Genomic DNA, 12,973 nt, shown 5'->3' with positions numbered 1-12,973 from the left:
ATCAGCTACGGCTTTGTGGTTTGTTGAATGAGGTGAATCACGCTCGCATCCATCATCTCCATCAATGGGGAAGGGTACAACCCAATCCCCAACACGAGGATGGCCAACGGAATCAGCGTGGCCAGTTCCCGGTTCGACAAATCCGGGAGGGCTTTGGCGGCTTCGGTCGAGGGATCTCCCAGCGCCACCCGTTGCAGCATCCACAGCATGTAGGAAGCGGCCAGAAGAATACCTCCGATGGAAATGAAGACCATGGCAAAGCTGACATAGGATGTTCCTACCAATACCAAAAACTCCCCAATGAAGTTGCAGGTGCCGGGCAGGCCAAAGGCGGCGACTGAAAACAGGAAGAACAAGGCCACAAATCGCGGCATGGTTTTGTGCAGGCCGCCGTAATCGGAAATCGCCCGGCTGTGAGTCCGGTCGTACAATTGGCCGACCGCTATGAACAAAGCAGCAGTGGTGATTCCGTGATTGAACATCTGCAGGACCGCCCCCTGAATTCCCTGGCTGTTGAACACAAAAATTCCGAGAGTCACAAATCCCATGTGGGAAACGGAAGAGTAGGCCACGAGCTTTTTGAGGTCCGACTGCGCAAGGGCCATGTACCCGCCATAAATAATTGCGATGACGGACAGCCATAAAATAAAAGGCGCGAAGTTGGCTGATGCTTCCGGGAACATCGGAAGACAAAATCGCAGAAACCCGTATCCGCCCATTTTCAGCAGAACTCCGGCAAGAATCACACTGCCCGCTGTTGGCGCTTCGGAATGTGCGTCCGGAAGCCACGTATGAAAGGGAACCATCGGCATTTTTATGGCAAAGGCCAGAAAAAATGCCAGGAACAGCCAGAACTGTGTGTTGGAGGAATACGTTTGTTCCGCCAACACCAGCAAGTCGTAAGTATGGCCGCCGTTCAGGTAAAGGCCCAGGATCCCCACCAGGAGCAGCAGGCTTCCGGTCAGGCTGTACAAAACGAATTTGAGTCCGGCGGCGATGCGGTTTGGTCCTCCCCACAGGATGATCATGAAGTACATGGGAATCATGGTGAGTTCCCACAACATGAAAAACAGGAACAGGTCGAGGGCGGTGAAGACCACAATCATGGCGCCTTCCACCAGCAGGATCAGCGAGAGGTAGGCGCGTACCCGGGTTGTGATTCCCGTCCACGAGCAAAGGACACAGAGCGGGCAGAGCAGGGCGGTGAGCATCACCAGAACCATGCTGATGCCGTCGACGCCCACCGCATACTGGATATTGAACGTGGGCATCCATTCCATGCGTTCCACGAATTGCATGTTCTTCTGGGTGAAATCAAAGTGCTTCCAGAGTATCAACGACAGGAGAAACTCAGTCACTGTGACGCCCAGGGCAATCCGTCGAATCCAATCTTCATCACGGATGAATCCCAGAATGGCAATTCCCAGAAATGGAATGGCAACCATCCAGCTGATCAGATGATCCATCAATATGGCCATTTAAGAAACCTCAGGAAAAAGTAAGCCTGTGGCCTTTCAAGTTCGCACAGGGAAATGTCTGAAGCCTTTTGCAACCGGGTCCCTTTTCTGTTGCAGGGATACAAACCGGGAACTCATCAAACCAGGAAAAACAGCAGGCCTGTCATGGCCCCCAACCAGAATATCATTACCAGTAATTGCCGCTGGATGGTGCGGGATTCCATTTCCTGCAGTATCTGACCCGCGTTATTGACTTGTCCTGCGGCCTGTCCCACTTTTTGATCCAGCATGCGCATATCAACGATGCGCCACAGCAACCTGGCGAATCCCACAGAATAATTCGCGATAAAATGAATGAAGCGATCAATGATCCTCATATCAACAATCTGCCACAACAACCTGGCAAACTTTACGGAATAGGTTGCGATGGAATGGACGAATTGATCGATCACCCGCATGTCGACGATTCGCCACAGCAGCCTGGCGAAATACACGGAAAATGTCGCGATGGAATGGATGAACTGGTCTATAACCTTCATGTCGATCATCCGCCATAACCAGTGCGCCAGCCGGATGGTCGGCTTTACCAGGTAAGCGTCGTAGATTTCATCAAAATACCCTTTGTTCCAAAAAAGGACATACCATCGACGTGTTCTTGCATTTGCTTTGGAGGCCTGATGCGCATTTCGCACCTGGTTTGAATAGGCATAGGCCCACCCCGCCACCGCTACGGCAAGAGAAACCACAAGCCAGGAGGGAAAGCCCTGTTCCACGGCACCTTTTCCTGGCAAGGTTGCGGGGGAGGTCAAAGCCGGAGCAAGAAAGCCGGCGAACCAGCTCCAGGTCAGAACCAGCAACCCGCCGCCGACTGCCGCAGCCAGGATAAAACCGGCTAAAACGGGACCGTTTAAAAACCGGGGCCGAACGGATTGTGTCTCCCGGCTATCCGGACCTGAAGCGGGTCTGTGAGTTCGTGGCCCGTGAGCAAAAAGCGAGGTGACCGCTTTTAAAATATATTGGGAGGCCACAAACACCGTGATCAGGCCAATGACTTTGAACCCGATCGCAGCGGAAGCAAACCCGCCGACTCCCCACAGGTTTTCATACGATCCGGAAAACAGCACGAACGGCGGGATCAACGCCAACAGCAAGGCCCCGCCATACAAGGTTCCCATTCCCTCCTTTGGAGCAGCATGTTCGTGTGCGCCGTGCTCAAGGTGTTGCTCCACCGACCGCAATGCATTTCCGGTGGAAAGAAAAAGAACGCCTTGTAACACCCATGGGCGAGGAGATGGAAAATCGCAACCGCGAACGCGCCCAGACCACACGCCATCACCATGAACCCGATCTGGCTGATCGTGGAATAAGCCAGGATCTTCTTGATGTCCGACTGGGTCAGGGATACGATTCCCGCAAAGACCGCAGTAGCAATACCAATGATGGCGATGAATGCCATGGCAAACGGGGAGAGAACGATCAACGGACTCAACCGAACCAGCAGAAAAGGACCGGCATTCACCATGGTGGCCGCATGAATGAGCGCCGATACCGGGGTCGGAGCCTCCATCGCAAAGGGCAACCATACATGAAATGGAAATTGCGCCGATTTTCCCATCGCCCCCATAAAAAGGAAGAAGGGGATGACGGTCACAGTATGGATGTGCAGGTCCAAACCCATCCACCCCAGTATATTGATGGTATGGTCCTGCATGCCGTCCGCCTGGGCAAGAATGGTCTGGATATCGAGCGTGCCAAAAGTAAAAAAGGTGAGAATGACGCCAAAGCTGAACCCGACATCGGCGACGGCATTGACGAGAAACGCTTTGGTGGCGGCCCGGCAGGAGGAAGGCCGTTCTGCGGCGTGGGAAATCAGTAAATAGGAACAGATCCCCATCACTTCCCAGCTAACCAGAAGCATCAGGAGGTTGCCGCTCATGACCAGCAAAATCATGGAAAAAGTAAACAACGCAATGACGGCGAAAAAACGGTTGTAGCGGGAATCTCCTATCATGTACCGGGAGGAATACACATGGACAATCGTGCTCACCCCCGTGACCAGGAGCAAAAGCAGAACCGTCAGTTGGTCGACGAACAAATTCAGGTCAATGGTAAGGGAACCGGATTGGAAAAGACGGTATAGAGAAAGGGTGAAGGGTCCATTACGCATCACTTCAATGAAAGCGGCTACGGACAACCCGAAGGAAATGGCGATGGCGGGAATCGCGATCCGGTGGCTGGTCTCGCCCCAACGGCGTCCTCCAAGCAGGAGAATGAGAGAAGCCAGGAGGGGAAGCAAAGGAATGAGAACAAAAAATTTCATTTTATCCCCTCAAAGACGCGGTGGTAGAGCCTCGTTCAGCAGAAGCTGAACGATGGGTGCGCTGAACAAACCCAGAATCAGGATAGCCGCGGACGTGAATCCCAAACTCAGTTTGAACGAGATGGGAACTTCTTTAGACTGGATTTCCAATCGGGTTGAAGACTGGTGGAAAATGCGTTCAAACAGTTTGACGAAATAGGCAAGTGTCAAAAGTGTGGAGAGCAGTACCGCGGCGACGGAAACATAATCTCCCGCTTCCAAGGCTCCCAGAATGATGTACCATTTTCCAAAAAATCCACCGGTCGGCGGCAGGCCAATCATACCCATGGCTATAATGATCAGGGAGCCGGTGAGCCATGGAGTTTGTTTTCCAATCCGCCCCAGGTCGTCGATGGTTTTGACCCCGTAAAGGCAAAACGCCACGCCCGCTAAAAAAAACAGGGCGGCCTGCATAACGGCATCGTTCATTAAATAAAAAACCCCTCCGGCAAACCCGGTTTCGTTGCCCTGGCCAATGCCAATGAGAATGATGCCGATGTGTGAAATCCCGCCATACGCGAACATCATTTTGAGGTCCCGCTGTGCCAGGGCGAGGCTGGCACCTATGACCGCCGCCAGGGCCCCGACCACCGCGACCAGCATTAAAATCGGGATGGTATTAACAACAACGGATGCATTCAAAACCCAATAAATGATTCGGATCCACACCAGCAACGCGACCTTGGTAACGAGTGGAGCCAGGATGGGAGTTATGGACTCGGGCGCGTAGGTGTAGGCCTCGGGCATCCAGGAATGAAATGGGACCAGGGCCATCTTGATCCCCAGGCCAATGAACATAAAGAGCAGTCCACTCACCAAGGCTTTCGAGCTGAGCAAAAGCGAAAGCCGGTCGGCCATGTCCGCCATGTTCAGCGTGCCGCTCAACGCATAGAAATAACCCACTCCCAAAAGATAAAGAGAACCGCCCAGGGTGCCCAATATAAGATAGCGGAAGGAGGCAAACAGCGCCCTTCCCCCGGCCACGCCCACAAGTGCGTAACTGGAGATGGAAGCGACTTCCAGAAACACGAAAATATTGAACAGATCCCCGGCGAAAACAATGCCGGTCAGGGAGGAGATCAGAAGTAGAATCATCGTGTAATAATGAACGATTCGACCGCCCAGGGCTTGTGGGGAGGTGGATCCGGTAAACAACACACCCAGCAAACCCAGCACACTCAACAGCACCAGAAGAACACTTGCCAGCCCGTCCGCCACCCACTCAATGCCGAGGGGCGCCGTCCATCCACTGAACATATACCGGATTTCCCCATGATGGACGACGTTATGCAGATTCAAGATGGAGATGGGCACCATGGCCGCCAAAACGGATATGGAAATGAACCAGCTCCAATGACGGTGCTTCAGGCAAACCACCGGCATGGAAATGGCCGCAAACAAGGGGAGAAGAAACAGAATTGCTGGAAGTTGTTGGCTCATTCTAGTTTCTCAAGGATTTTTTCTTCATCCAGACTTCCATATTTTCTATAAATCGCCGCGCACAGGGCCAATCCCACTCCCTGGATCGCCACGCCAACCACAATGGCCGTCAATGTCAAAACATGAGGCAGCGGGTTCACGTAATCGACCGCCTGCACCGGCTCCGTGACCGACAGGAGAACCGGAGCCGTCGCGCCCGTCTTCGCACTGATGGACACCAGAAAAAAAATCACGCTGGTCTGCACCAGGTACATCCCGATCAGTTTCTTGATGAGGTTGTACCGCGTGATCATGATGAAAAAGCCCCACAGGAAAATGATGACAAACGTCAAAAAATTGGGCCGCTGGAATACGGCCAGCAATGCGTCAAACATTGATGGAGTCCTCGATGATCTCTTCCGCTGACAGGCTGAACACAATGGAAACGGCAGTCACCGCAACATCGATCGCCACGCCGATTTGCGTGAGCACGATACCCAGCGACCTGCGGGCGGCGGTTTCCAGACCCGGGATTTCCAGGTTCGCGTAATTGAGGAATTCCCCGCCACCAATCATGCACAAACCGCCCACCCCGGCGTATAGCAACATTCCCACCCCATCGCCATGCAGGATCTTTTTGGTAAATTCACTCCGGGAAGCGTCGTGACCAAAAATCAGAACCGACAGGATCATCCCCGTGCCCAGAATCACCCCGCCTACAAAACCACCCCCCGGACCGTATTGTCCAAAGAACAACACATACAAGCCGAAAATCTGAACCACGGGAATGAGAAAACGCCCCAGGGTCTGCACGATAATGCTGTCGTGTGGCTGTATCATTTTGCATGTCTCCTAAGCAGTAAAGCGCAGGCAATGCCCGCCGCAAAAATCACAACGGTTTCGATCATCGTATCGAGCGATCGATAGTCCATCAGCACCGCGGTCACAACATTCGGGGTGTGAGTTTCCTGATAGCTCTGCTCGATGTACGTCGGAGAAATATGAACACTCGCCGGAGAATTCGGGTTCCTGAATTGAGGCAGGTCAATCGCGCCGTAAAGCAGAAGAATTCCCAGGAGAGGAAAAACAATCAACGTGGTTAAAGAAGGGGGAGGGCGGCGAAGCCGGGTGTCTTTGGGCGCCGTGCCGAACAGGGTCAGTAGAAAGAGAACCGTGGCCAGACCCGCCCCCACGACGGCTTCCACGAAGGCGACGTCCACCGCTCCGAGCAATCCCCATACCAGCGACAGGAAAAAACTGTACGAGCCCAGAAGAAGGACGGCACTCATCAAATCCTTGACCAGGATGGCGCCGGCGGCCGTCGCAATCAGAAGAATGAGTAATATGATTTCATATGAAAAGATCATGAACTCTCCTTTTTCCAGGGTTTCAAGCCGGACCTGAGAGCCGCGCGGACCGTGGCATGGGCGATGACCGGATTCTGAATATAAAGCAGGGCCAGCACGACCAGGATTTTCAGCGAATTCTTGTCCGGCCCCTCGTGAAAAGCGATGCCGATCAGCACCAGAAACGCGCCCAGGGAATCGGTCAGCGATACGGCGTGTGAACGACTGAACACGTCGGGCAACCGGATCACGCCGATTGCGGCAACGACCAGGAAAAATAATCCCGCTACGATGAAAACGACGGAAAAGATGTCCATGCTACGGGAGCCCCCTTTGCTCCAGGTATTTGGCCACGGCCAGCGCACCGACCAGATTCAGCAGGGCATACCCGGTCGAGATGTCGATGAACATATCGACCCGTTCGAGATACATCCCGATGACAATGAGCAGGATGATCGCCTTGGTGGAAATGCCATTGAGGCCCAGCACACGGTCAAAAATGGTGGGGCCCTGCAGAACGCGGTACAGATACGCGCCAATGAGCACCGCCAGCACCACCAGAACACTGAAAAGAAACGTTGTCATAAGTCCGGATCTTCGTCCTTGAAAATATCTGCAATTTTCGATTCGATCTGCTTGCTTTGAATGTCTTCGGCCAAAACACCGTCCATCGCGTGAACAATGAGGTTGTTGCGGTCCACTTCCACGGTAATGGTTCCGGGGGTCAACGTGATGGAGTTACCCAGAAGCACCACCGCGCCGTGGTGACGCAGTTTCGATTCCACCTGAATCAATTGAGGTGAAATGGGAAGCGAGGGGTGCAAAATGAGCTTTGACAAATGAAGACTGCTTTGAATGATCTTGTAAAACAGCCACGGAAGGTACAGGAGGATTCGTGGCCATATCCGGAATTTCGGAACAAAGGAGGAGTGGCCCGCGTTCACCCAGGCTACGGCGACGGAAAGGACCAGGCCCAATCCAAGATGAACCCATTCGAAGCTGGCGGACAACATAACCCAGAACACAAACAGGGCCAGGGATTTGAAGAACAGGAATCCGAATGATATGGGCCTGAGTCGAGATGACATAAAGGTATCCGATGCGCGTTGCCCGCCGGGTGTCAGTGTGTTCGCTTCATCTTATAAAGAACCAACCGTAGATTTGGAATGAATCGTCTGCGTTGTTGTCAAAGTCCATGAGCTTGTCTTCAATTGATGTCGAATCAGAGATCGTGTATCGCCTCCCACGTCGCATCCGGGTTGTACCGGTGAAACTCCTGCGTGTTCGGATCCATGGCCACAAGGTTCAGCCATTGATTGTGAAGCAGCTGCTGAAGGATCGCGTGTTTTTGAATGATCGATGAAATCACGTCCGGCGCCTGCTCGATGATGGCCAGAAGCCGCATCGGTTCGTGGTAATGAGCGTCACCGTTGTTGACGGTTTGCAATGGGAACCCCATCTGCAAATCGCTCTGGCTTCCCAGCATGATCCCCACACCGCCGACGACATTGTGCAGCACCTTGCTGCCGCTTCCATGCTTCCAGGGATCCACCGCGGAAAAATAGTAGCCGGTGTTGATCCACTCGCCGACAATCAACGGCGCGGTCATGATCTTTTCCAGGATGGCGCCCTGCGGGTCCGCAACCGGATCGTAAGAATGCAGGAAAGCCCGCCCGCCCAGGTCCAGTCCTTTGGTCCGCTTGCGCCTTGCAATGATGAACGCCCCATTGCCCGCCAGCCCCATTCCGGCCGGGGATTCGCCCAGTCGCAACTGCGCGCGTCCACATGATCAAACGCCTGCTCCGGGGAAATGTCCGTCGGCGCACTGGGAATGCGGCGGCACCGCTCCAGCGCCTGCATCGCGCCCGCTTTTTCGAGATCTTCCTGCAACGCCCGCAGGTCGTCCCGGTGCGAACCGGGCAATTCCTCCAGGTCGTAAAACTCGACACGGTCCGTCGTCGTGTTGTGTTTGCCCGGCAGGAACCACGTGTCATCCGGGATCGGCAATCCCTTTTCCTTTAAGATGCGCCGGACTTCCGGCTCGTTCGCCATCGCCGCGAACACGCGCGCGTTGGCATCGCCCGGCTTTCCGCCGCAGGCCCCGCAATCCAGCGCCCCGTAATAGGGATTGTTGTCCGTCTCGCTTCCATGTCCGCAAAGACAAACCAGCCGCGCGAAGTTCCGGGTCAGCCCCATGGCGCGCAACCCGTTTTCGATGAACGTCGCCCGCTCGGTAAGGGAAAACCCCGCGGCCAGCCCGTCCGGGATCCCGTCTCCAGTCACTTCTCCGTCCCGCGGGGTTTGGGGATCGGTCGGCGCGGATATCGCGACGCGCGTGGGAACCCGGTACGTCAGTCCCTTCCGGATAACCGAGGTCAGGGTGCGAAACGATTTTCGAAGCAGGGTCTTGCCCACCAGCCCCAGGCTGAAAAAGAATCCCAAAGCATCGATCACCATCATCGACCCGATGGGATGGTGCTTCATGTCATGAAAAAAATGGTGACCCAGCCAGCCCCAGCGGGTATTGGAAGCATATGTTTCCAACGCCGCGCCTTCCCCCGGCCGGGCCGTTTCCATCACCGCATGGTTGGGAGTCAACAGCACCGGGCACAGGGACGCGCGCTGGTCGCAATCGAAAGGCTGGTGATTGATGGGAATGCCAAAAAAACCCGCGAACCCGAACGTTTCGTAAGGGCCCGTGGCCTCGATGTGGCGGCGGAACGATTCCGAGCGCACGTCGATGCAAAAGACCAGTTGCGCATGCGGACGCGTTTCCACCTCCGCCACGGTGCCGCGGTGCTTTGCGATTTTTCCCAGTATGTTCCGGCGAAAAGAATCTTCGTACGCCTCGATCCACACCCGCCCGTGCCGGTCCGAAGGAAAGTCGTCCAGCCACTGCAACAGCGTCTGGGCATCGGCAGGGGAAAGGCCGCGCACGTCTTCCGGCGTCAACTCCAGAAACTGCGCCAGGTGGAACAACCGCCACGCGTCCCGGCATGTCGCCTCTTTGATCGGATCGGCGGTGTGTGGATCGTGGCCCATCCGCTCGCGGTACTCTTCGGCGTGTTCCTGCCAGTAGGCGGTCAGCGCGGGAACCGTGGCATCGATGCCCCATTCCTGCCGGCATTGGTTGTGCACCAGCTCCGCTTCATAGAACAACCGCACCGCGAGGTATTGCGTGGTGTCAATCGGATGTTTCTGTTGCGCGTGGTACGTCGGGTGTTCGCCGAGCCACCGGATGTAGCGTGTCCATCCCGGCAGCAGCGACAGTTGCCGCGTGAGATAATCCTTCCATTGCGCTTCGGGAATTTTGAGCCGGTGCAGGCTGTGAATGATGGCGTCCTCCGCCGCTTCCGGGAGACCGCGAACCTTTTTGGAAAAGTCCTTGATGCCGATCAGCCGTGCCGAAAAATCTTCCGGCGCCAGCTCCCTCCATGCGTGGTAGAACCCTTTTTCGCGGCCGGGCATGGGCCAGCCGGACAACCCTTCATCGAGAAACGCCGCCACCCACTTGATGAGCTGGTTGTTGACTTCCTCGACCACCTCGCCCGCGCTCAGGCGGTCCACCCAGTCGCCCAGGGTGCGTTGCGGCGGCAGGGAAATCGATACGGATGTCTGTGATTGTGTGTCTGGGTCGGAGATTGGGGATGCGGTAGAAGAATCGGATAACTCGAGGGCGGCGGTGACGCTTTCCCATAACTGCGTCAGGTAGGTGGCTTCCGGATGGGTGCCGGGCGCGTTTTCAGTGTAGTGTTTTTCAAGGATGCGTTTGCGGGTGGCTTCGGGAAGGTAGGCCCGGAATTGCCGGGTGGCCCCGCCTCCGCTCAACTGCCAGTCCAGAAGCGGCGGCGGCAACGCCTCGAAGCCGTAAAGCAGGTGCAGTTGCCAGACCTCTTCCGGCGCCACCGCCCGGCTTCCTATTTCTAAAGGAACCCGCCCGTCGGCGCGGGGCCCGGCGCGGGAGAACGCGTGCTCGAAGCTTTGCCGGGTGATGCGCCCGTTGCGGTAAAACTGGCGGTACTCGTCGTTGGCGAGGTAGCCATTGCCGCCCAGCAGGTCCTTGCCCTTGCGCACCGCTTCGTCGAACGGCAGGTATTCCAGTCCGTGCAGCGGGTTCTGCGCCACCATCGTCCGCATGGGCCAGAACGGCGCGATCGGCTCGCTGGCGTTCAGCACCACCTGCCGCACCTGGTCGCGGATTTCCTGGGAAAGGGACTGCACTGAAATCGTACTCATAGAGAGCGGTCCATTGATTCAGCCTCGTCAAGTTCGTCCCCTGCGGGGATCACACTTTGCGTTCCGTTATTTATTGATGAGCCGGATCAGGTCGTGCACCTCGCGGTGTTTTTCGATGGCGTGCCGAAGCGGCTTGTGACTGAAAACCTGGTATACGTTCCTCCTTCCGTCCCGGTGGTGCTTCAGGTAGCCGTCCGCTTCCAGCTCGCCGATGATGCGTTGCACGGCGCGTTCGGTGATGCCCACCTCCACCGCGATGTCCCGTATCCGTTCGGACGGGTTCTTGGCCAGGCACAACAGGACGTGTGCATGGTTGGTCAGAAACGTCCACGACGGAGCGGTTATTTTGCTGTCATCTTCCACCACGACCCTGTACGGCCCCTGGCATTTCCCTGGAGCCCAGCCTGCGGTTTCAGGAATCGAAATATCCCGATATCAGAATACATGAAATACGATACCTGAAATTCATTTCATAGGTCAACCAAATTAAATAGCTTGCGGGCACAAATTCATCCCCACTCCCCGCCACTCTTGGCCGGCCCGTTCCCCAAACCCACCCCGCAGTTCGCCACCCTCAAATAATAGAACGGGTTGCGCTTTTTAATGAAAAATTGAATATGGGGGGCTCGGTTGGAGGGTGGGAGGGTCAGATGGGGATCGCCTCGTATTTGATTAAGCCTTGACGGACAGTAAGCGGTGTTGTAATATAATTACAACACAGGAGGGATGGAAAAGGAGGTTGACCATGCACTTTGGGGAATTTTTTCATGAGCTTAGAATTAAGAAGGGTTTTACCTTAAGAAGGTTTGCAGAAATTCTCGAAGAGGATCCTGGGAACATTTCTCGTTTGGAGAGAGGGAAGTTGCAGGCTCCAAAGTCGGAGGAGAAGTTGCAGTTTTATGCCAAAGCCTTGGGTTTAAAAAAGGGATCAGAAAGTTACATCAAGTTTATGGATTTAGCCCATGTTTCAAATAAAACTTTTGGAATTGAACATATAAGAGATGAGGCTTTGCTGGAGAAACTGCCTATGTTTCTTCGGACACTGAATAACAAAGGGCTGGATGAAAAAAAATTGAAACCTTGATAGAGATTATTAGAAAAGCCTGATGCCGATAGTATTTCTTCCTCCCCCCGTGATTGAGAAGAAGGCGCTGGAATTTGTTGAGGGTCTTCGTCTTGAAAATACGATACCAGTACCCATTGATGATATTGTGGAAATTAAATTGGACATTCGCATTATTCCCTCCCCCGATTTAATAAAAACTGGAATCGATGCCTTTTCAACTAGGGACTTTAAGGAAATTTACATCGACGGGAAACAATTTTCCGAAAGGGAGAGAAGAGCGCGTTTTACCTTGGCTCATGAAATCGGCCACTTTGTTTTGCACAAGGATTTTGTGCAACAGGAACATTTTGGAAGCCTTGAGGAATGGAAAGAATTTGTACTAAATGATCGTCAAAGGGACTGGCTGGAAACGCAAGCAAATATGTTTGCGGCATTTTTGCTGCTACCTACCAAACACCTCGCAAAAGAATTCGAAAGGGCAAAAGATGATTTGAGTAAAAACCCCGAGTTTTCCAAACACGGGTCTTTACCAGCCGACGAATTGTTGGCTCCTTATTTGGCAAAAGGAATTTCAAACATATTTGAGGTTTCTGAAGAAACAGCATCCAACAGAATTTCCAATTGGTTAGAAATCAAAAGCCGGTGAGAGGACTCGAACCCCCGACCCACTGATTACAAATCAGTTGCTCTACCAACTGAGCTACACCGGCATAAAAGGCTGGTTTTCAGGAAAGACTGGAAACCCCCACCTGCAGGTTCCCCGCTAAGTATATCTCAACCTGCGAAATTTTAAAGCCCCGTCCGCGCCTCCGCGCCCCGCGCACCCAAACCGGGGTGTCCCCCGCGCCCGCACGACCTTGCGCCCCGCACCGCAATGCCGTATGCTGAGGCGCATTTTTTTCGGTTCCGATTGCTCCCTGCTCCGCGCTGACCCGCATGAGGACTCAACTCCCGCGACAATTAACGATTTTGGCACTCGCGTTCGCCCTGGCCCTCGCGGCACCGCACCCCGTCCGCGCCGCGGACGCCGACCTCCCCGCGTTCTTCCGCGACAGCACCCTGCGCGGCAACGTGCGCGCGTATTTCCAGT

13 protein-coding genes, 1 tRNA gene and 1 pseudogene are annotated in these 12,973 nt (G+C 54.6%); 2 read left to right on the top strand and 13 right to left on the bottom strand.

The annotated features are described in order from the left end of the window. Nucleotides 1-5: 5 nt before the first annotated feature. The 12 genes and pseudogenes from TX82_RS02355 to TX82_RS02300 form a co-directional block, all read right to left on the bottom strand. Complete coding sequence (locus TX82_RS02355) at nt 6-1,478, bottom strand: complex I subunit 4 family protein (RefSeq protein WP_005006405.1); 1,473 nt, start codon at nt 1,476-1,478, stop codon at nt 6-8. A gap of 116 nt (nt 1,479-1,594) precedes the next feature. Beyond that, nucleotides 1,595-2,632 (bottom strand): proton-conducting transporter membrane subunit, encoded by a 1,038-nt coding sequence (locus TX82_RS02350; RefSeq protein ID WP_042250361.1) that lies wholly within the window; start codon nt 2,630-2,632, stop codon nt 1,595-1,597. After that, entirely contained in the window at nt 2,593-3,777 is a 1,185-nt protein-coding gene (locus tag TX82_RS02345) for an NADH-quinone oxidoreductase subunit 5 family protein (RefSeq protein WP_052338176.1), read from the bottom strand. Before TX82_RS02345 ends, TX82_RS02350 begins: the two co-directional genes overlap by 40 nt. Nucleotides 3,778-3,786: 9 nt before the next feature. After that, nucleotides 3,787-5,256, bottom strand: coding sequence for a complex I subunit 5 family protein (locus tag TX82_RS02340; protein WP_005006404.1), 1,470 nt, complete (start codon nt 5,254-5,256; stop codon nt 3,787-3,789). Then, nucleotides 5,253-5,630: a cation:proton antiporter subunit C gene (locus tag TX82_RS02335; protein WP_005006402.1), complete on the bottom strand. Its 378-nt coding sequence runs from the start codon at nt 5,628-5,630 to the stop codon at nt 5,253-5,255. The genes TX82_RS02340 and TX82_RS02335 overlap by 4 nt, the downstream gene beginning before the upstream one ends. Then, entirely contained in the window at nt 5,623-6,075 is a 453-nt protein-coding gene (locus TX82_RS02330; protein WP_005006401.1) for an MnhB domain-containing protein, read from the bottom strand. Before TX82_RS02330 ends, TX82_RS02335 begins: the two co-directional genes overlap by 8 nt. Beyond that, nucleotides 6,072-6,602: a DUF4040 domain-containing protein gene (locus TX82_RS02325; RefSeq protein WP_005006400.1), complete on the bottom strand. Its 531-nt coding sequence runs from the start codon at nt 6,600-6,602 to the stop codon at nt 6,072-6,074. The genes TX82_RS02330 and TX82_RS02325 overlap by 4 nt, the downstream gene beginning before the upstream one ends. Then, entirely contained in the window at nt 6,599-6,898 is a 300-nt protein-coding gene (gene mnhG, locus TX82_RS02320; protein ID WP_005006398.1) for a monovalent cation/H(+) antiporter subunit G, read from the bottom strand. The genes TX82_RS02325 and mnhG overlap by 4 nt, the downstream gene beginning before the upstream one ends. A gap of 1 nt (nt 6,899) precedes the next feature. Then, nucleotides 6,900-7,166 (bottom strand): MrpF/PhaF family protein, encoded by a 267-nt coding sequence (locus TX82_RS02315; protein ID WP_005006397.1) that lies wholly within the window; start codon nt 7,164-7,166, stop codon nt 6,900-6,902. Next, nucleotides 7,163-7,669 (bottom strand): Na+/H+ antiporter subunit E, encoded by a 507-nt coding sequence (locus tag TX82_RS02310; RefSeq protein ID WP_005006396.1) that lies wholly within the window; start codon nt 7,667-7,669, stop codon nt 7,163-7,165. The genes TX82_RS02315 and TX82_RS02310 overlap by 4 nt, the downstream gene beginning before the upstream one ends. A gap of 134 nt (nt 7,670-7,803) precedes the next feature. Continuing rightward, a pseudogene (locus TX82_RS02305) lies at nt 7,804-10,709 on the bottom strand (DUF2309 domain-containing protein). A gap of 174 nt (nt 10,710-10,883) precedes the next feature. Beyond that, nucleotides 10,884-11,183, bottom strand: a complete 300-nt coding sequence (locus tag TX82_RS02300; RefSeq protein ID WP_005006395.1) for a helix-turn-helix transcriptional regulator — start codon at nt 11,181-11,183, stop codon at nt 10,884-10,886. A 379-nt stretch (nt 11,184-11,562) separates the two neighbouring features. On the opposite strand from TX82_RS02300, the gene TX82_RS02295 reads away from it, so the two are divergent. After that, nucleotides 11,563-11,901: a helix-turn-helix domain-containing protein gene (locus TX82_RS02295; RefSeq protein WP_005006394.1), complete on the top strand. Its 339-nt coding sequence runs from the start codon at nt 11,563-11,565 to the stop codon at nt 11,899-11,901. A 22-nt stretch (nt 11,902-11,923) separates the two neighbouring features. Then, nucleotides 11,924-12,529: an ImmA/IrrE family metallo-endopeptidase gene (locus TX82_RS15595; protein WP_005006393.1), complete on the top strand. Its 606-nt coding sequence runs from the start codon at nt 11,924-11,926 to the stop codon at nt 12,527-12,529. Here TX82_RS15595 and TX82_RS02290 read toward each other — a convergent pair. Beyond that, nucleotides 12,521-12,593: transfer RNA gene (locus tag TX82_RS02290), tRNA-Thr, on the bottom strand. The two genes, TX82_RS15595 and TX82_RS02290, sit on opposite strands and share 9 nt — an antisense overlap. Nucleotides 12,594-12,973: the final 380 nt, after the last annotated feature.

Source organism: Nitrospina gracilis 3/211 (assembly GCF_000341545.2).
Taxonomy (GTDB): Bacteria; Nitrospinota; Nitrospinia; order Nitrospinales; family Nitrospinaceae; genus Nitrospina; species Nitrospina gracilis.
The sequence above is the reverse complement of the archived record's forward strand: the minus strand, read 5'-3'. Positions and strand labels throughout refer to the sequence as shown.

Coding starts and splice junctions, on each gene's coding strand:
- TX82_RS02355 (WP_005006405.1), bottom strand. CDS start 1,478: ATGGCCATATTGATGGATCATCTGATCAGCTGGATGGTTGCCATTCCA.
- TX82_RS02350 (WP_042250361.1), bottom strand. CDS start 2,632: ATGGGAACCTTGTATGGCGGGGCCTTGCTGTTGGCGTTGATCCCGCCG.
- TX82_RS02345 (WP_052338176.1), bottom strand. CDS start 3,777: ATGAAATTTTTTGTTCTCATTCCTTTGCTTCCCCTCCTGGCTTCTCTC.
- TX82_RS02340 (WP_005006404.1), bottom strand. CDS start 5,256: ATGAGCCAACAACTTCCAGCAATTCTGTTTCTTCTCCCCTTGTTTGCG.
- TX82_RS02335 (WP_005006402.1), bottom strand. CDS start 5,630: ATGTTTGACGCATTGCTGGCCGTATTCCAGCGGCCCAATTTTTTGACG.
- TX82_RS02330 (WP_005006401.1), bottom strand. CDS start 6,075: ATGATACAGCCACACGACAGCATTATCGTGCAGACCCTGGGGCGTTTT.
- TX82_RS02325 (WP_005006400.1), bottom strand. CDS start 6,602: ATGATCTTTTCATATGAAATCATATTACTCATTCTTCTGATTGCGACG.
- mnhG (WP_005006398.1), bottom strand. CDS start 6,898: ATGGACATCTTTTCCGTCGTTTTCATCGTAGCGGGATTATTTTTCCTG.
- TX82_RS02315 (WP_005006397.1), bottom strand. CDS start 7,166: ATGACAACGTTTCTTTTCAGTGTTCTGGTGGTGCTGGCGGTGCTCATT.
- TX82_RS02310 (WP_005006396.1), bottom strand. CDS start 7,669: ATGTCATCTCGACTCAGGCCCATATCATTCGGATTCCTGTTCTTCAAA.
- TX82_RS02295 (WP_005006394.1), top strand. CDS start 11,563: ATGCACTTTGGGGAATTTTTTCATGAGCTTAGAATTAAGAAGGGTTTT.
- TX82_RS15595 (WP_005006393.1), top strand. CDS start 11,924: ATGCCGATAGTATTTCTTCCTCCCCCCGTGATTGAGAAGAAGGCGCTG.